Here is a 17,280-nt window from a genome sequence, read left to right as displayed (position 1 = left end):
GTCGCCCTTGATCCAGTGACCAAAGACAACAACTATAGGTCAATCAAAGGAATCCCCGCCATGGCCTATGCCCAGACCGACAAATCGCCGCCCGTCTATCTGGCGAACCCCGCGCCAGACGTCAAAAGCCGCGAAAAGATGGAAGGCGGCCGGCGTTTCGTGCTGAAGACCGAGTTTGAACCCGCAGGCGACCAGCCCACGGCGATTGCCGAACTCAGCGCCGGTATTCTGGCAGGCGAACGCGATCAGGTGCTGCTGGGGGCGACGGGGACCGGCAAGACATTCACCATGGCCAAGATGATCGAACAGACCCAGCGGCCCGCGATCATCCTTGCCCCCAACAAGACCTTGGCCGCCCAGTTATACGGCGAATTCAAAGGGTTCTTTCCCGACAATGCGGTCGAATACTTTGTAAGCTATTATGATTACTATCAGCCCGAAGCCTATGTCGCGCGCTCCGATACCTATATCGAAAAAGAATCCCAAATCAACGAACAGATCGACCGGATGCGCCATTCGGCCACCCGTGCGCTCTTGGAACGCGACGACGTGATCATCGTGGCCTCGGTGTCGTGCATCTATGGCATCGGGTCGGTCGAAACTTACGGTGCGATGACGCAAGATATCCACGCCGGCCAATCCTATGACCAGCGCCAGATCATCGCCGATCTGATCGCGCAGCAATATCGCCGCAACGATCAGGCATTCCAGCGCGGCACGTTTCGCGTGCGCGGCGACAGTCTGGAGGTGTGGCCGGCCCACCTTGACGACCGCGCGTGGAAATTGTCGTTCTTTGGCGAAGAACTGGAAAGCATCACCGAATTCGACCCGCTGACCGGCACCAAGACCGGCACATTCGACAAGGTGCGCATCTATGCCAATTCGCATTACGTCACACCCAAACCCACGATGCAGCAGGCCGTGATCGGCATCAAAAAAGAACTGCGGATGCGGCTGGACCAATTGGTCGCCGAAGGCAAACTGCTCGAAGCGCAGCGTCTGGAACAACGCACCAATTTCGATCTGGAAATGCTCGAGGCGACAGGTGTCTGCAACGGGATCGAAAACTATTCACGCTATCTGACAGGGCGCGCCCCCGGCGAGCCACCACCGACATTGTTCGAATTCATTCCTGATAATGCGATTGTTTTCGCCGATGAAAGCCATGTGTCGGTGCCGCAGATCGGCGGCATGTACAAAGGCGACTTTCGGCGCAAGATGACGCTGGCCGAACACGGGTTCCGCCTGCCGTCCTGCATGGATAACCGCCCGCTGAAATTCGAGGAATGGGACGCGATGCGCCCGCAATCGGTGTTCGTCTCGGCCACCCCTGCGGCGTGGGAGATGGAGCAGACGGGCGGCGTGTTCACCGAACAGATCATCCGCCCCACCGGCCTGATCGATCCGATGATCGAAATCCGCCCGGTTGAGACACAGGTCGATGATTTGCTCGACGAGGTGCGCAAGGTCGCCGCCGCCGGCTACCGCACGCTGGTCACCACCCTGACCAAACGCATGTCCGAAGATCTGACCGAATATATGCACGAACAGGGCATCCGCGTGCGCTACATGCATTCGGACATCGACACGATCGAACGGATCGAGATTTTGCGCGACCTGCGCCTTGGGGCGTTTGACGTGCTGATCGGGATCAACCTTTTGCGCGAAGGCTTGGACATTCCCGAATGCGGGCTTGTCGCCATTCTGGACGCGGACAAGGAAGGCTTCTTGCGCTCCGAAACATCGCTGGTGCAGACGATTGGCCGCGCCGCGCGCAACGCCGAAGGCCGCGTGATCATGTATGCCGACCGGATCACCGGCAGCATGGAACGCGCGATGGGCGAAACCGAACGCCGCCGGACCAAGCAATTGGCCTATAACGAAAAGCACGGCATCACGCCCACCACGGTGAAAAAGAACGTCGAGGATATTCTGGCGGGCCTCTACAAAGGCGATGTGGACATGAACCGCGTCACCGCCAAGATCGACAAGGGCCGCGCGGGCGGCAATATCAAGACCGTGATCGACGGTATCCGCACTGACATGCGCAAGGCCGCCGAGAACCTGGAATTCGAAGAGGCCGCGCGCCTGCGCGACGAACTCAAACGGCTCGAAGCGGTGGAACTGGCCATCGCCGACGACCCGTTGGCGCGGCAACAGGCGGTGGACAAGGCCGTTGATGATGCGGCCAAGGCGTCGGGCCGCAGCACCGGTGGCCGAGGCGGAATGCGCGGTGGCAAAAGCAGATATGCCAAAAAGTAAGGTGCGCATGTGGCGTACCCCCACCCTACGATCGGCCGGACCATCATGAAACACCTGACATGCGCGCTTTTCGTACTCGTCACCCCCGCCGCCGCGTGGGAGTTTTCGCCTGCGCCGATCTGCACCCTGACGGATGCCGACGGCCTGATCACCGTGACCTATGATGCGGCCCTGCCCGAATACAGCGTGACCCTGACGCTGCCGGATGGCACTTGGCCGGATGACCCGACATTCGCGATGAATTTCGCGGGCAACCGTCCGATTTTCATCCAGACAGACCGGCATCGCGTTAGCCCTGATCGCCGCAGCCTGACGGTAACCGACAGCGGGTTCGGCAATGTGCTGGACGGGTTGCAATTCAACCTGCGCGCCTATGCAACATCGGGTGACAGCACTTTGGGCCTGTCGCTTGACGGGATTGGCCCCGCGATGGCGGCGTTTCGCGCCTGCCCTGCGGCCAATCTTGCATGAAACGCGAACCGGTCAATCCCACCGATGATGCCGCCCGCGTGCTGGTGCGGCAGTTGTTGGGCGATATGCGCCATGCGGCGCTTGCCGTGATCCATCCTGACACCGGCGCGCCCTATGTCGCGCGTGTCGGGCTGATCTGGCACGGCACGACCGCGCTGACGCTGGTCTCCACCCTGTCCACCCATACGCAGGCCCTGCTGGCGCATCCCGCCTGCGCTGTGCTGGTGGGCGAGCCGGGTGCCAAGGGCGATCCGCTGACCCATCCGCGCCTGACGCTAAGCGCGCAGGCCGCACAGGTGGACAAACCCGCGCACAAGGACATCTGGCTGGCGGCGGTGCCGAAGGCCAAGCTTTATTACGATTTCACGGATTTCGTGATGTTCCGGCTGGCGCCCACCGGCATCGACCTGAACGGCGGTTTCGGCAAGGCTTATCGGTTACGCGCGGACGAGCTTTAGCCGCTGCTGCCAGACCACCGCACCATCCTGAAACCTGCCGCGCAGCACCGCACCCTTGCGGTGCAGATGCGGGAATTGCACGCGCCAGTCGCGATATTGGTCATTGCTGACGATCCGCAGCCCGTGCAGGGCAGAAAACTCCAAGATCGCACTGTCGGCAATCACCCCTTTGTCCACGACATGGATCTGTGCCGCGGGCAGGCCGATCAGGCCCGCCAGATCGCCTGCATCAAGATACCGGTCCGCCAGCCGATAGCCGACGCTGGCATCAAAGAACACGATGGGTGTATAGCCCTTGGTCTGCAACGCGCCCAGCACGCGCGCGAGCACCTTGGCCGATGGCGCGCCACCCCAATGCATCACGTTGGACCCGTCCACCACGATGGCATGGCGCGCGATCACGGCTGCGGGGCGCGTTGGCTTGCGATGCCGCGCCAACAGCACGACAAAGCCGATCAAGGCAGGCAGCAGGATCAACAGGGCGGAAACGGTCATCATCCGCCCATATGATCAGCGCGACCTGCAATGGCAAACCGGATTTTCGCATCCGCACCAGCCCTGTCTATATGCGCAAATCTGGCATTATGTTTGCGTGTCATCTGGCCCTATTGATCATGGTGCAAGATGGGTCACAGTGGGACGCAATGCACAAGCCTGCGGACCGGATTCGCAGGCCGCCCAAATCATTCTTCAAAACGGAGCCGCCGGATATGGATACCCTGAATTTTGCCAACGACCCCGGCCATGTGATCGAGGCTGACCGCGCCCATGTCTGGCACCACATCAGCCAGCACAAGGCCTATGAAACCATCGACCCGCGCATCATCGTCGAAGGGCGCGGATTGCGCGTCTGGGACATCAAGGGCAAGGAACATGTCGATGCGGTGTCGGGCGGCGTCTGGACCGTCAACATCGGCTATGGCCGCGAACGCATGGGCCGCGCGATTTCCGATGCCGTGACCAAGATGTGTTTCTTTGGCGGCGCGCTTGGCACCATTCCCGGCGCGCAATTCGCCGAAATGCTGATCGAGAAAATGCCCGGTCTGGACCGCGTTTACTATGCGAACTCGGGGTCCGAGGCGAATGAAAAGGCGTTCAAGATGGTCCGCCAGATCAGCCACAAACATTACGGCGGCAAGAAATCCAAGATCTTGTACCGCGAACGCGATTACCACGGCACCACCATCGCCAACCTGTCGGCAGGCGGGCAGGATGAACGCAACGCGCAATACGGCCCCTTTGTGCCGGGGTTCATCCGCGTGCCGCATTGTCTGGAATATCGCAGCCAAGATGGCACCTTGGGCGAAGAATACGCAGCCAATGCCGCAAAGGCGATCGAGGATGTCATCCTTGCCGAAGGCGCCGACACCATTGGTGCGCTGTGCCTTGAACCGATCACCGCAGGCGGCGGGATCATCGTGCCGCCATCAGGCTATTGGCAGCGCGTGCAGGAACTTTGCCGCAAATACGACATCCTGCTGCATATCGACGAGGTGGTCTGCGGTCTGGGCCGCACCGGTGCTTGGTTCGGTTATCAGCAATTCGGCGTGCAGCCCGATATCGTGACGATGGCCAAGGGCGTGGCCTCTGGCTATGCTGCGATTTCGTGCTGTGTGACGACCAATGCCGTGTTCGAGATGTTCAAGGACGACACCGACAAACTGTCCTATTTCCGCGATATTTCCACCTTTGGCGGCTGCACTGCGGGGCCAGCGGCGGCGATTGAGAACATGCGCATCATCGAAGAAGAAGACTTGCTGGGCAATTCCGTTGCCATGGGCGCGCATCTGTCGGGCAACCTTCATGCGCTGATGGACAAGCATAAATGGATCGGTGACGTGCGCGGCATGGGCCTGTTCCAAGGGGCCGAACTGGTCGCGGACCGCACGACCAAGGAACCGATGGACGAAAAGAAGGTGCAGGCTATCGTCGCCGATTGCATGGCGCAGGGCGTGATCATCGGGGCCACCAACCGGTCGCTGCCGGGGTTCAACAACACGCTGTTGTTCGCGCCGTCGCTGATTGCGACCAAGGACGATCTGAACCAGATCACCGAGGCTGTCGATCAGGCCATCACCCGCGTTCTGGGCTAAACCACCCGCTTGCCTTGGCCCCAGGATAAGTCCAGTCTGGACGAAACTTAGGGCCAGAGCATGTCGATTTCCATTGAAACCTTTTTCCTCGACCCAAGTGCAGTTGGCACGTTGCAGGCGCGCATCCAGCAGATGGTGGCGCAGGGCATTCTTGCAGGCCGGTTCCGCCCCGGTGAACGCCTGCCGTCATCGCGGATGATGGCGCAGCATCTGGGTGTCAGCCGGATTACTGTGACACTGGCCTATACCGAACTGGTGGCCGATGATTACCTGACCGCGCGTGGACGGTCAGGGTATTACGTGTCCGACAATGCGCCCGAACCGCCTGCCTTTGCCATGCAGCAGACCCAGACCGGCACAGTGGACTGGACCCGCGCCATCGGCCAGCGGTTCACCCCGGCGCTGAGCATCGAAAAACCCACCGATTGGGCAAATTACCGTTACCCATTTATCTATGGGCAGGCGGACCGGACCTTGTTCGATACCGCCAATTGGCGGCTGTGCGCCCTGCGCGCGCTGGGGATGCGGGATTTCGGCGCGCTGACGGCGGATTATTACGACGGCGACGACCCAGAACTGGTGGATTTCATCAGCCGCCAAACCCTGCCAAGACGGGGTATTCTGGCCAATCCCGATGAAATCCTGATCACCATGGGCGCGCAAAACGCTTTGTGGCTATCGGCGCAGGTGCTGCTCAACAGCCGCAGGCGGGCCGCGATCGAGGATCCCTGCTATCCTGCAATGCGCAATATCCTGATGCAATCGCGCTGCCAGCTCAGCATCGTGCCGGTCGATCAGGACGGGTTGCCGCCCGATGCTTTGTCCGATGATATCGACGTGCTGTTCTCTACCCCCAGCCACCAATGCCCGACGGCAGCAACCATGCCGCTGGACCGGCGCAAGGCATTGATCGCAAAGGGCGAAGCGCAGGATTTCATTATCGTCGAAGATGATTACGAATTCGAAATGTCGTTCCTGAAACCGCCCTCGCCCTCGCTCAAATCGCTCGACCCGCATGGGCGGGTGATCTATGTCGGGTCGTTTTCGAAATCCCTGTTTCCAGGGCTGCGCCTTGGCTATCTTGTCGGGCCTGCGCCGTTCATCAAAGAGGCACGCGCCCTGCGCGCCACCGTCTTGCGCCATCCGCCGGGGCATATCCAGCGCACGGTCAGCTATTACCTGTCGCTGGGCCATTACGATGCGCTGATCCGCCGGATGAGCCGCGCCTATCACGACCGCAGGCAGGTGCTGGACGCGGCTTTGCAGGACAGCGGGCTGGTGGTCGCGGGTCAAGGGCAGTCGGGCGGGTCATCTGTCTGGGTCAGAACACCCGACGGCACCGATACAACGCCGCTGGCACAATCGTTGCGCGCCAAGGGCGTGCTGGTCGAACCGGGCGCGCGGTTCTTTGCAGGGGATGCGCCGCCAACGGAATACATGCGCCTTGCCTATTCCTCGATCCCTGCCAGCCGGATCACCGAAGGCGTGCGCCTGATCGCCGCGGCCTTGACAAAGAATGCGGCGTGATCATGCCATTCGACCTTGGCCCCGGCACCGCCATCTTGCTGGGCTTTGCCCTGCTTGGGGCGGCCTTTGTGCGGGGCTATTCGGGGTTCGGGTTTTCCGCTATCTTTATCGCCTTTGCCGCATTGCTGACTAACCCGTTGCCGTTCATCCCCGTCGTTTTCGCCTGCGAAATCATGATGACAGCCTTTCAGGCGCGCGGCATTCGGGCGCATGTCGACTGGCACCGTGTCGGATGGCTGATCGTCGGGGCGGCCATCGCGCTGCCGTTTTCGGTATCGGTGATGCTGTCGGTGGGCGAGGATACGGCGCGCATCGCCATTTCCGGTGTAATCGTGCTGATGGCGCTCTTGCTGCTGTCGGGTTGGACCTTGCAGCGGCGGATCGGCGCGCTGGGGCATGGCAGCGTCGGGGTCTTGTCGGGGATGTGCAACAGCGCAGGGATAGGCGGGCTGCCGGTCGCGGCGTTTTTGTCGGCGCAACCGGTGCAGGCGGCAGGGTTCCGCGCGACGATGATCGTCTATCTGACAGCGTTAGATCTGATAACCCTGCCGCTGTTGTGGCTCGGCGGGTTGGTGACATGGGACACCGTCATTGCCGCGCTCATGGCGTTCCCGATACTGGGTTTGGGCGTCTGGTTGGGCGGACGGCGGTTTCTGGCAGCCTCGCCCGCGGCCTTCCGGCAATCGGCGGTTTTGCTCTTGCTGATGTTGTCCGCGCTCGGCCTGATCCGAGCGATGGTCACATGAAAGGCGCCGTGCAAACCGGCAGTGCCATGGCCACCACCGGCGGGATCGATGAAAATGCAGGCGAAATCCGCAGCCGGATCATGGACCATCTGGCGTTTCTTGATAAGGTGCCTTTGCATGTGATCCCCGCCGACGAGGAAAAGCAGATCGCCCGCGACGCGCTGACCCTGTTGGCGCAATACTAAGCCATTGAAAGGAAACGACGATGTCCCTTGACCAGCCCCAGCTTGACACATCCCCCCATGTGTCCGACGAGCTGCGCAAGACGACATGTTACATGTGCGCGTGCCGCTGTGGGATCAACGTCCATATGAAGGATGGCAAGGTCGCCTATATCGAAGGCAACCGTGACCATCCGGTGAACAAAGGCGTGCTCTGCGCCAAGGGGTCCGCGGGCATCATGCAGCACAATGCGCCGTCCCGCCTGCGCGCGCCCCTGCGGCGGGTTGGCGAACGCGGGTCGGGCGAGTTTGAGGAAATCAGCTGGGAAGAGGCGCTGCAAACTGCGACAGACTGGCTGGCGCCGATCCGCGCAAACCACCCCGAGAAACTGGCGTTCTTCACCGGCCGCGACCAGTCGCAATCCTTCACCAGCTTTTGGGCGCAAGGGTTCGGCACACCCAATTACGCGGCCCATGGCGGGTTTTGTTCGGTCAATATGGCCGCTGCGGGCATCTATACGATGGGCGGCGCGTTTTGGGAATTCGGCCAGCCCGACTGGGACCATACCAAGCTGTTCATGCTGTTCGGGGTGGCAGAGGACCACGACAGCAACCCGATCAAGATGGGCATTGGCAAGATCAAGGCCCGCGGCGCGCGGATCATCGGCGTGAACCCGATCCGCACCGGATATAATGCGGTGGCCGATGATTGGGTCGGCATCACGCCCGGCACAGACGGGCTGTTCATCCTTGCACTGGTGCATTGCCTGATGAGCGCGGGCAAGGTCGATCTCGACTATCTGGCGCAGTTCACCAATGCCTCGGTCCTTGTGAACGAAGACCCCAAATCCGACCAGTTCGGCCTGTTCCTGCGCGATGCGGCGGGCCAGCCACAGGTCATCGATCGGCGCACTGGCCAACTTGCGCCGTGGAACGGCCAGGGCGTAGAACCCGATCTGGCCGCGACCCACCGTGCGGCCGGCATCACGCATCGGCCCGTGTTCCACCAGATGGCTGACCGTTATCTGGACCCGGCCTATGCGCCCGAGGCTGTGGCCGACCGCTGCGGCATCTCGGCCCAGCGCATCCGCGCGCTGGCCGCCGATCTGGCCCGGGTAGCGTTTGACGAACCTGTGATCCTTGACCGCGCATGGACCGATTTTCGCGGCAAGAAACACGCCCAGATGGTCGGCCGCCCCGTCAGTTTCCACGCGATGCGGGGGATTTCGGCGCATTCCAACGGTTTCCAGACCTGTCGCGCATTGCATATGCTGCAGATCATCCTTGGCGCCGTGGAAACGCCGGGCGGGATGCGGTTCAAACCGCCCTACCCCAAACCCGCCACAGCCCATCCCAAACCACATGGCAAAGTGACAGCAGGGGCGGCATTGGACGGCCCGCATCTGGGCTATGTGCAAGGCCCCGAAGACCTGCTGCTGCATGATGACGGCACACCAATCCGCATCGACAAGGCCTTTTCATGGGACAACCCGATGTCAGCCCACGGGCTGATGCATATGGTGATCAGCAACGCCCATGCGGGCGACCCCTACAAGATCGACACGCTGTTCATGTATATGGCGAACATGTCGTGGAATTCCTCGATGAATGTGGGCGGCGTCCACAAGATGCTGACCGACAAGGATGAAAACGGCGATTACGTCATCCCGCGCATCATCTATTCCGATGCCTATTCCTCGGAAATGGTGGCCTATGCCGACCTGATCCTGCCCGACACGACCTATCTGGAACGGCATGATTGCATCAGCCTGCTCGACCGCCCGATCTGCGAGGCGGACGGGGTCGCCGACGCGATCCGCTGGCCCGTGGTGGAACCCGACCGCGATGTGCGCGGGTTCCAGTCGGTGCTGTGCGATCTGGGCGCGCGGCTGGGGCTGCCGGGGTTCGTGAATGACGATGGCAGTGCGAAATACAAAGACTACGCCGATTACATCACCACCCACATCCGTCGCCCCGGCATCGGTCCGCTCGCCGGTTTCCGCGGTGCGGATGGCCAGGATGAGGGGCGCGGCACCGCCAACCCCGACCAGCTGCAGAGCTATATCGACAATGGTGGTTTCTGGATCAGCCATGTCCCCGAAAACTGCGCCTATTACAAACCCTTCAGCACCGAATACCAGGACTGGGCAGTCAAGATGGGCTTTTACGACGTCGTCCAGCCTTATATCTTCCAGCTTTACGTCGAACCTTTGCGCAAATTCCAGGCCGCCGCCGAAGGGCGCGGCCACCGCCAGCCGCCCGATCATCTGCGTGGCCAGATCAAGGCGACGATGGACCCGCTGCCGATCTGGTATCCGCCGTTCGAGGATGGGCATGTCGACCCGGCAGAATACCCGATCCACGCGCTGACCCAACGGCCAATGGCGATGTATCACAGCTGGGGCAGCCAGAACGCCTGGCTGCGCCAGATCCACGGACACAACCCGCTCTATCTGCCGACAAAAATCTGGGACCAGCACGGGTTCCAGGACGGCGATTGGGCGCGCGTCAGCTCGGCGCATGGCGCGATCACCGTACCGGTGGCCCATCAGGCAGGCTTGAACGAAAACACGATCTGGACATGGAACGCCATCGGCAAACGCAAAGGCGCTTGGGCGCTGGACGAAACAGCGCCCGAGGCGACCAAGGGTTTCTTGCTGAACCACCTGATCCACGAACTCTTGCCGCCGCGCGGCGACGGGCTGCGCTGGGCCAATTCCGATCCGGTCACCGGACAGGCCGCATGGTTCGATCTGCGCGTGAAGATCGAAAAATCAGGCCTGCCGAACGAGGCCCAGCCCGTCATGCCTGCACTGAAATCCCCGGTGCCGCCCGCACCCAAAAACCTTGCATGGATGTCGCGCAAATGACCAAAGGCCAGATCATCCTTCTCATCATCGCTTTCGTCACAATCACCCTTGGCAGTTTCATCTGGTTTATCGCCACATGGGACCCCGCCATGCGCGTCCCCGTCTGACCTGCTTGCCATGCCCGATCATCTTCCAAGCCCAAATATCCCCGCCGGAGGCCAGGTCTTTCGCCAGAAAGGCGCGACCCCCAGCATAGGCCAATGACATGACCCAACTGCCTGCCAGCACCGCCAAGAAACTGGGGCTCGTGATCGACCTTGATACCTGCGTCGGCTGCCATGCCTGCGTGATTTCCTGCAAAGGCTGGAATACCGAAAACTACGGCGCGCCCTTGTCCGACCAGAACGCCTATGGCGCCGACCCGTCGGGCACCTTCCTCAACCGCGTCCATTCCTATGAGGTGCAGCCAGAGGTCGGCACTGCCCAACTGATCCATTTCCCCAAATCCTGCTTGCATTGCGAAGACGCGCCCTGTGTTACCGTCTGTCCTACAGGGGCCAGCTATAAGCGCGTCGAGGATGGCATCGTGCTGGTCAACGAGGCCGATTGTATCGGCTGCAGCCTATGCGCCTGGGCCTGTCCTTATGGCGCACGCGAACTCGATGCCAAGGCAGGCGTGATGAAAAAATGCACGCTTTGCGTGGACCGCATCTATAACGAAAACCTCCCCGAAGAAGACCGCGTGCCCGCCTGCGTGCGCACCTGTCCGTCTGGTGCGCGCCATTTCGGCGATCTGGGCGATGTGGATTCGGATGTATCACAACTGGTGGCCGCCCGTGGCGGGTTCGACCTGATGCCGGAACAAGGCACCAAGCCGGTCAACAAATACCTGCCGCCACGCCCCAAGGACGTGATGCCCGAATATGACGTGCTGGCCCCGTTTCTGGAACCGGTCGCCACGGATGGCAAAGGCTTTGCTCATTGGCTGGACAAGGCGTTATCGGCTCTGCCCGGAGGGGCGAAATAATGCATCCTGCCAGTTCTGTCATCATTTTCACGACTTTTTCGGGGCTTGGGTTTGGGCTGTTATTCTGGCTGGGGATCGGAGCGATCACGCCCACGGGGCTGATGGCCTTGATCTGGTTCGCAATCGCCTATCTGGCGGCCGTGGGTGGATTGCTTGCCTCGACCTTTCACCTTGGGCGGCCGGAACGCGCGATCAAGGCGTTCAGCCAGTGGCAGACCAGCTGGTTGAGCCGAGAGGGTATTTGCGCGGTGGCAACCCTGCTGATCATGGCCGCCTATGGTGCGGGGCTGGTGTTTTTTGACACCGTGCTGGCGCCTTTGGGATGGCTCGGGGCGGCTGGCGCGCTGGCGACCGTGTTCACCACGGCCATGATCTATGCGCAGTTGAAAACCGTGCCGCGCTGGCGGCATTGGTCCACGCCTGCGCTGTTTTTGGCGCTGTCGGTTGGCGGCGGGGCGCTGCTCGGTGGCCAAGTGACCGAGGCGCTGGTTCTGCTGGGCCTTGCCGCCGCTTTGCAGGTCTATACTTGGGTCACGGGTGACACGCGGCTGGCACGCTCGGGCACCGATATGGCCAGCGCCACGGGCCTTGGCCATATCGGTACCGTCCGCGCGTTTGAGCCGCCCCATACCGGCACCAATTACCTGATGCGCGAATTCATCCATGTGGTGGGCCGCAAACATGCGCAGCGTTTACGGATCATCGCGGTGGCGCTGGCCTTCGTGCTGCCGATCATATTCCTGCTGGTGCCGTTCAGCCATATCTGGGGCGCGCTGGCGCTGGTCAGCCATATCGCAGGCGTGCTGGTGCTGCGCTGGCTGTTCTTTGCACAGGCCGAACATGTGGTGGGGCTCTATTACGGCAAGCGCTGAGGGGGCGCTGCCCCCGCCCCGGACAAGGGTCCGGGGCCCCCCGGGATATTTAGGCTCGAACGATGAGGTTAAAGGTCTTGGGCCGTGCGCACAGACAGGCCCGCATCACGCAAGAGGCCGGTGATGTCATCGACATGGCGCTGGTCGCGGGCCTCGATCACGATTTCAAGTTCGGCTTTTTTCAATGACACGCTTTGCATCATCCGCTGGTGGATGACCTCGATCACATTCGCGCCCGCATCCCCGATGATGCGCGAGATCATGGCAAGCTGGCCGGGGCGGTCGTCGATTTCGAACACCAGTCGTGTGATCCGCCCGTCGCGCATCAGCCCGCGCAGGATCAGCGTCGAGAGCAGGCGCGAATCGATGTTTCCGCCGCAAATCACAAGGCCGACCTTTTGACCGGCAAAACGGGCAAGGTTGGCTTTGATCACCGCCAGACCAGCGCCTGCTGCCCCTTCGGCGACGAGTTTTTCGTGCGACAAAAGGTCGAAAACCGCGCTTTCGATCTCGCTTTCGCTGGCGCTGTCGATGCTGGCGACATGGGTGCGGATCACGGCGATATTGGCGGGGGCAGGTTGGCGCACGGCGATGCCTTCGGCGAGCGTGGCACCGGCAAAATGCGGCGCGACCCCTTCGATCTGGGCTTTCGCGGCATCGAACAAATGCGCCTGCGCGCCGATGATCGTGATGGCGGATTTCACCGATTTGGCCGCCACCGCCATCCCCGCGATCAGCCCGCCGCCGCCCACCGGTACCACGATGCAATCCAGATCCGGCATCTGTTCAAGCATTTCCAGCGCCACCGTGCCCTGGCCTGCTGCGACCACCGGATCATCGAAAGGATGGATAAAGGTCATCCCCTTTTGCGCCGCCAGATCCAGCGTGAATTGCACGCTGTCGTCAAAGCCTGCGCCGTGGATCACCACCTCGGCCCCCAGATCGGCGGTGCGCTGGACCTTGTTGAAGGGCGTCCCTTCCGGCATCACGATGGTCGAGGGGATGCCCAACCGTGTCGCGTGATAGGCCACGCCTTGCGCATGGTTGCCAGCACTGCAAGCGATCACGCCTGCCTTGCGCGCGGCCGCATCCAGCGTCAGCAATTTTGCCAGCGCGCCGCGCGCTTTGAACGCATTGGTGTGCTGCAGGTTTTCCAGTTTCAGATAAAGATCGATCCCGAGCAGGTGCGACAACCGCGTCGCGCGGATCAGCGGGGTGCGGATCGTCGCGGGGGCGATGGCCGCATAGGTCTGCGCGATCAGGGCAGCGGTCAGTGTCAAATCTCTTCTCCTGCAAGCCAGACCCTTGGATCACCCGTTGCGGATGCGGACCTCGGTCTGGGCATCAAACAGGTAAAGGCGGGATTTGTCGATGGTCACGCCGACGCGCGCGCCCTCGACCGACCGGTCATCGCCGCGTTCCTCGATCACGATGCGTTCGCCGGTGTCGGAGGTCAGATAGACAAAGGACACCCCGCCAAGGCTTTCGGTCAGATCGACGGTATGGGTGTCGCCTGCGGGATCGACGGCCAGATGTTCGGCGCGCATCCCCAAAGTGACGGCCCCGCTATAGGAGGCGGGGATCACACCTGCGAAATCGGCTTTCATCCCCGGAACGGTGACTGTGCCATCCTTGGCGGTACCACCCAGAAAATTCATTGCGGGCGATCCGATGAACCCCGCCACGAATTTGTTGTCAGGATCGCGGTACAATTCCATCGGGGCGCCGACCTGTTCGATCCGGCCCGCGCGCAGCACCACGATCTTGTCGGCCAGGGTCATCGCCTCGACCTGATCATGGGTGACATAAATCATCGTCGCACCGATCTCGCGGTGAAGCCGCGCGATTTCGACCCGCATTTCCACCCGCAATTCAGCGTCAAGGTTGGACAGGGGTTCGTCAAACAAGAACACCTCTGGCCCGCGCACGATGGCGCGCCCGATGGACACGCGCTGGCGCTGACCGCCGGACAGGGCAGCGGGTTTGCGATCAAGATAGGGTTCGAGTTTCAGAATCCGCGTCGCCTCGGCCACCTTTTCGGCGATGACCTTTTTGGGATGGCCGTTCATTTTCAGGCCAAAGCCCATGTTTTCGCGCACGGTCATATGCGGATAAAGCGCGTAGGTCTGGAACACCATCGCCACGCCGCGCTGCGACGGGTCAAGCCGTGTCACGTCACGCTCGCCAATAGACATGCTGCCTTCGGTCGTTTCCTCCAGCCCGGCAACCATCCGCAGCAAGGTGGATTTGCCACAGCCCGAAGGGCCGACGAAGACGCAGAATTCCCCGTCACCGATGGCCAGGTCGATGCCGTGGATGACCTGCACGTCGCCGTAGCGTTTGACCACATTCTTCAGCGTGACACCGGACATCGCCTATCTCCCCGTTGGTTCTTTTGCGTCGTGGTCGGGAAAGCTCCAGCTTTGGGCGTCCCTTGCAATCTTGCTCGCCGTGTCCTGCAGGATCGGCACATAGGATTCCAGACCGGCCAGATTGGTCCGGCTGGTCGTGCTGGTCACCGACAAAGCCCCCAGCACGCGCCCGCCATCCGACAGGATCGGCATGGCGATGCAGATGATGCCGGGTTCATGTTCCTCGCGGTCGAAACCATAGCCGTTGGCCCGGATCGCGGACAGTTCGGTGCGCAATGCGGCAGGCGTGGTCAGCGTGGCGGCGGTAAAGCGGTGAAAACTTTGCTGTTCGATCACAGCGGCGATCACCGCAGGGTCGCAAAAGGCCAGCATCACCTTGCCCACACCGGTGCAATAAGCAGGCCCGACCTTGCCCGCCTGGCTGAACATCTGCACCGGTTTGTTGGCGTTGCGCTTGTCGATATACAGCACCTGCGCATGGTCCAACTGCGCCAGATGCACTGTTTCGCCAACCGCCGCAGACAGCGCGTCAATATGGGGCCGCGCGATCGGTGCCAGCGTGGATTGTTCCCATGCCGCATGGGCCAGCCGCACCAGACGCACGCCCGGCGAATAGGTCTGCCGGTCGGGATCATAGGCCAGCATCCGCTGGTTCGTCAGCGTTTGCAGGAAACGATACAGCGTCGGTTTGGGAAAAGGTGATGCCGCCAGCAATTCGCTGAACCGCACGGGCCGACCATAGGCGGCGACCTGATCCAGCACTTCCAAAGCTTTGCCGACTGTCCCGTCACTTGTCATTCGCCCCCCGATCCCTGCCTGTCGCCCACACATATTATTGCAGACCCGTCATGGTTGTTGACAAGCCTAGCGGCTTTGCGATTAAGTATCAATATGCAAAACCTAGTTTCATATAATGAAACCAAGGTGGACCATGGAAGCACCTAGGGAGGATATAATGCGTTCCATTCTGAAAACGTCGTTCGCGGCGTTCGTTGCAGCGGGCATCGCGGCATCTGCCATGCCGGCCAATGCACAATCGCTGTCGGGCGATCTGGTCATTTTCTCGGACATGTCCAACCCTGCGCCCCGCGCAGTGATGGAAGGCATGGTCGCGCGTTTCGGCGAGATGCACCCCGACCTGAACATCGAACTGACGGTGATCGACCGTGAAGCCTATAAAACCCAGATCCGCAACTTCCTGACCGCCAATGCGCCGGACGTTGCCAACTGGTACGCCGCCAACCGCATGCTGCCCTATGTCGAGGCCGGTCTGTTCGAAGACGTGTCCGACATCTGGGACGGATCGATGAGCGAAGAGCTTGGCTCCACCAAAGGTGCGCTGACCGTGGGCGATGCGCAATATGGCGTGCCTTACACCTATTACCAATGGGGCGTCTATTACCGCAAAGACATCTTTGACCAGTTCGGCCTGACCGAGCCTACAACATGGCAAGAAGAGCTGGCCAATTGCCAGACACTGATCGACAACGGCATCAAATGCTACACCATCGGGACCAAGTTCCTGTGGACCGCTGGCGGCTGGTTCGATTATCTGAACATGCGCACCAACGGCTATGACTTTCACGCGCGCCTGACCAATGGCGAAGAAAGCTGGACCAGTGACGAGGTGCGCGCGACCTTTGAAAACTGGCGCACGCTGATCGACATGGGTGCCTTTATCGACGACCACCAGAACTACAGCTGGCAAGAAGCCCTGCCCTTCATGGTCAATGGCGAAGCTGCCAGCTATCTGATGGGCAACTTCGCCGTTGCACCATTGCGCGAGGCCGGTCTGACCGATAACCAGCTGGATTTTTATCAATTCGTCGAAATCACCCCCGGTATTCCAAAGGGTGAAGACGCACCGACCGACACGTTCCACATCCCCTCAGCTGCCCAGAACAAAGAAGCCGCGCGTGAATTCCTGCGCTTCGTGGTCTCGGCTGAAAACCAGACGCTGATCAACAACGGCGCAAACCTTGGCCAGCTGCCGGTGAACGCGCTGTCCTCGGTTGATGAAGACAAGTTTCTGCAGCAAGGGTTCCAGATGCTGTCAAGCGGCGCGCCCGGCGGGATCGCCCAATTCTTTGACCGCGATGCACCTGCCGAAATGGCCGCTGCGGGCATGGAAGGGTTCCAGGAATTCATGGTGTTTCCAGACAATCTGGATGACATCCTGGAACGGCTGGAAGCCACGCGTCAGGACGTCTATTGATCCTCCCCCAAGGGGTGCGCTGTGATGCGCATCCCGCCCGTGTTGGTGCCCAGCACGCCGCCGCTGATTTCAAACCCGAACCAGCCGGTCACGATCGTGAACAGCCCGTTATTGGGCAGATAGAACCACGAAAACACCAGACCGACGACAACCTGACTGATGACAAAAGGGAAAAAGAACAGGGATTTATACAGCCTTCATACCGCGCACATTCTGGTTCAGGAATAGCGCGATAAACAGCCCCAGCGGGATTGCCAGCAAATACA

15 protein-coding genes and 1 pseudogene are annotated in these 17,280 nt (G+C 61.1%); 11 read left to right on the top strand and 5 right to left on the bottom strand.

Features of this window, described 5'->3' with window-relative positions; genetic code table 11:
• Positions 1-60 precede the first annotated feature (60 nt).
• From uvrB to SKA53_RS00605, 3 genes are read left to right on the top strand one after another with little or no spacing between them, the layout of a single operon-like run.
• Entirely contained in the window at positions 61-2,262 is a 2,202-nt protein-coding gene (gene uvrB / locus SKA53_RS00615; RefSeq protein ID WP_040482716.1) for an excinuclease ABC subunit UvrB, read from the top strand.
• A 45-nt stretch (positions 2,263-2,307) separates the two neighbouring features.
• Complete coding sequence (locus tag SKA53_RS00610) at positions 2,308-2,733, top strand: hypothetical protein (RefSeq protein ID WP_007204085.1); 426 nt, start codon at positions 2,308-2,310, stop codon at positions 2,731-2,733.
• Entirely contained in the window at positions 2,730-3,191 is a 462-nt protein-coding gene (locus tag SKA53_RS00605; protein ID WP_007204084.1) for a pyridoxamine 5'-phosphate oxidase family protein, read from the top strand. The genes SKA53_RS00610 and SKA53_RS00605 overlap by 4 nt, the downstream gene beginning before the upstream one ends.
• Here SKA53_RS00605 and SKA53_RS00600 read toward each other — a convergent pair.
• On the bottom strand, positions 3,171-3,689 hold the full coding sequence (locus tag SKA53_RS00600; RefSeq protein WP_007204083.1) for an NYN domain-containing protein: 519 nt from the start codon (positions 3,687-3,689) through the stop codon (positions 3,171-3,173). The two genes, SKA53_RS00605 and SKA53_RS00600, sit on opposite strands and share 21 nt — an antisense overlap.
• Before the next feature lie 212 nt (positions 3,690-3,901).
• On the opposite strand from SKA53_RS00600, the gene SKA53_RS00595 reads away from it, so the two are divergent.
• The 7 genes from SKA53_RS00595 to SKA53_RS00565 all read left to right on the top strand — a co-directional run bounded on the left by SKA53_RS00595 (position 3,902) and on the right by SKA53_RS00565 (position 12,427).
• Positions 3,902-5,284 carry an aspartate aminotransferase family protein gene (locus SKA53_RS00595; RefSeq protein ID WP_040483034.1) on the top strand — a complete coding sequence of 461 codons (1,383 nt, stop codon included), beginning with the start codon at positions 3,902-3,904 and terminating at the stop codon, positions 5,282-5,284.
• 60 nt (positions 5,285-5,344) lie between these two features.
• Positions 5,345-6,811: a PLP-dependent aminotransferase family protein gene (locus SKA53_RS00590; protein ID WP_007204081.1), complete on the top strand. Its 1,467-nt coding sequence runs from the start codon at positions 5,345-5,347 to the stop codon at positions 6,809-6,811.
• The gene (locus SKA53_RS00585; protein WP_007204080.1) at positions 6,808-7,557 is read left to right on the top strand and encodes a TSUP family transporter; all 750 of its coding nucleotides are present in this window, start codon (positions 6,808-6,810) and stop codon (positions 7,555-7,557) included. The genes SKA53_RS00590 and SKA53_RS00585 overlap by 4 nt, the downstream gene beginning before the upstream one ends.
• Positions 7,554-7,742, top strand: a complete 189-nt coding sequence (locus tag SKA53_RS00580) for a hypothetical protein (protein ID WP_007204079.1) — start codon at positions 7,554-7,556, stop codon at positions 7,740-7,742. The genes SKA53_RS00585 and SKA53_RS00580 overlap by 4 nt, the downstream gene beginning before the upstream one ends.
• Positions 7,743-7,762: 20 nt before the next feature.
• Positions 7,763-10,588 carry a molybdopterin oxidoreductase family protein gene (locus SKA53_RS00575; RefSeq protein WP_007204078.1) on the top strand — a complete coding sequence of 942 codons (2,826 nt, stop codon included), beginning with the start codon at positions 7,763-7,765 and terminating at the stop codon, positions 10,586-10,588.
• Positions 10,589-10,793: 205 nt separating this feature from the next.
• On the top strand, positions 10,794-11,555 hold the full coding sequence (locus SKA53_RS00570; protein ID WP_007204076.1) for a 4Fe-4S dicluster domain-containing protein: 762 nt from the start codon (positions 10,794-10,796) through the stop codon (positions 11,553-11,555).
• Positions 11,555-12,427 carry a dimethyl sulfoxide reductase anchor subunit family protein gene (locus tag SKA53_RS00565; protein WP_007204075.1) on the top strand — a complete coding sequence of 291 codons (873 nt, stop codon included), beginning with the start codon at positions 11,555-11,557 and terminating at the stop codon, positions 12,425-12,427. The genes SKA53_RS00570 and SKA53_RS00565 overlap by 1 nt, the downstream gene beginning before the upstream one ends.
• Before the next feature lie 68 nt (positions 12,428-12,495).
• Here SKA53_RS00565 and SKA53_RS00560 read toward each other — a convergent pair whose 3' ends face one another.
• From SKA53_RS00560 to SKA53_RS00550, 3 genes are read right to left on the bottom strand one after another with little or no spacing between them, the layout of a single operon-like run.
• On the bottom strand, positions 12,496-13,707 hold the full coding sequence (locus tag SKA53_RS00560; protein ID WP_007204074.1) for a threonine ammonia-lyase: 1,212 nt from the start codon (positions 13,705-13,707) through the stop codon (positions 12,496-12,498).
• A gap of 30 nt (positions 13,708-13,737) precedes the next feature.
• Positions 13,738-14,799: an ABC transporter ATP-binding protein gene (locus tag SKA53_RS00555; RefSeq protein WP_007204073.1), complete on the bottom strand. Its 1,062-nt coding sequence runs from the start codon at positions 14,797-14,799 to the stop codon at positions 13,738-13,740.
• 3 nt (positions 14,800-14,802) lie between these two features.
• Positions 14,803-15,597, bottom strand: a complete 795-nt coding sequence (locus tag SKA53_RS00550; RefSeq protein ID WP_007204072.1) for an IclR family transcriptional regulator — start codon at positions 15,595-15,597, stop codon at positions 14,803-14,805.
• Positions 15,598-15,754: 157 nt separating this feature from the next.
• Between SKA53_RS00550 and SKA53_RS00545 the strand changes: the two genes are divergently transcribed.
• Positions 15,755-17,014, top strand: a complete 1,260-nt coding sequence (locus SKA53_RS00545; protein ID WP_007204071.1) for an ABC transporter substrate-binding protein — start codon at positions 15,755-15,757, stop codon at positions 17,012-17,014.
• Positions 17,015-17,088: 74 nt separating this feature from the next.
• On the opposite strand, the pseudogene SKA53_RS15090 reads toward SKA53_RS00545, so the two are convergent.
• A pseudogene (locus tag SKA53_RS15090) lies at positions 17,089-17,280 on the bottom strand (sugar ABC transporter permease); the annotation flags it as partial.

Source organism: Yoonia vestfoldensis SKA53, from assembly GCF_000152785.1.
Taxonomy (GTDB): Bacteria; Pseudomonadota; Alphaproteobacteria; order Rhodobacterales; family Rhodobacteraceae; genus Yoonia; species Yoonia vestfoldensis_A.
The sequence above is the reverse complement of the archived record's forward strand: the minus strand, read 5'-3'. Positions and strand labels throughout refer to the sequence as shown.

Coding starts and splice junctions, on each gene's coding strand:
- SKA53_RS00605 (WP_007204084.1), top strand. CDS start 2,730: ATGAAACGCGAACCGGTCAATCCCACCGATGATGCCGCCCGCGTGCTG.
- SKA53_RS00590 (WP_007204081.1), top strand. CDS start 5,345: ATGTCGATTTCCATTGAAACCTTTTTCCTCGACCCAAGTGCAGTTGGC.
- SKA53_RS00595 (WP_040483034.1), top strand. CDS start 3,902: ATGGATACCCTGAATTTTGCCAACGACCCCGGCCATGTGATCGAGGCT.
- SKA53_RS00545 (WP_007204071.1), top strand. CDS start 15,755: ATGCGTTCCATTCTGAAAACGTCGTTCGCGGCGTTCGTTGCAGCGGGC.
- SKA53_RS00550 (WP_007204072.1), bottom strand. CDS start 15,597: ATGACAAGTGACGGGACAGTCGGCAAAGCTTTGGAAGTGCTGGATCAG.
- uvrB (WP_040482716.1), top strand. CDS start 61: ATGGCCTATGCCCAGACCGACAAATCGCCGCCCGTCTATCTGGCGAAC.
- SKA53_RS00600 (WP_007204083.1), bottom strand. CDS start 3,689: ATGATGACCGTTTCCGCCCTGTTGATCCTGCTGCCTGCCTTGATCGGC.
- SKA53_RS00580 (WP_007204079.1), top strand. CDS start 7,554: ATGAAAGGCGCCGTGCAAACCGGCAGTGCCATGGCCACCACCGGCGGG.
- SKA53_RS00565 (WP_007204075.1), top strand. CDS start 11,555: ATGCATCCTGCCAGTTCTGTCATCATTTTCACGACTTTTTCGGGGCTT.
- SKA53_RS00570 (WP_007204076.1), top strand. CDS start 10,794: ATGACCCAACTGCCTGCCAGCACCGCCAAGAAACTGGGGCTCGTGATC.
- SKA53_RS00610 (WP_007204085.1), top strand. CDS start 2,308: ATGAAACACCTGACATGCGCGCTTTTCGTACTCGTCACCCCCGCCGCC.
- SKA53_RS00555 (WP_007204073.1), bottom strand. CDS start 14,799: ATGTCCGGTGTCACGCTGAAGAATGTGGTCAAACGCTACGGCGACGTG.
- SKA53_RS00575 (WP_007204078.1), top strand. CDS start 7,763: ATGTCCCTTGACCAGCCCCAGCTTGACACATCCCCCCATGTGTCCGAC.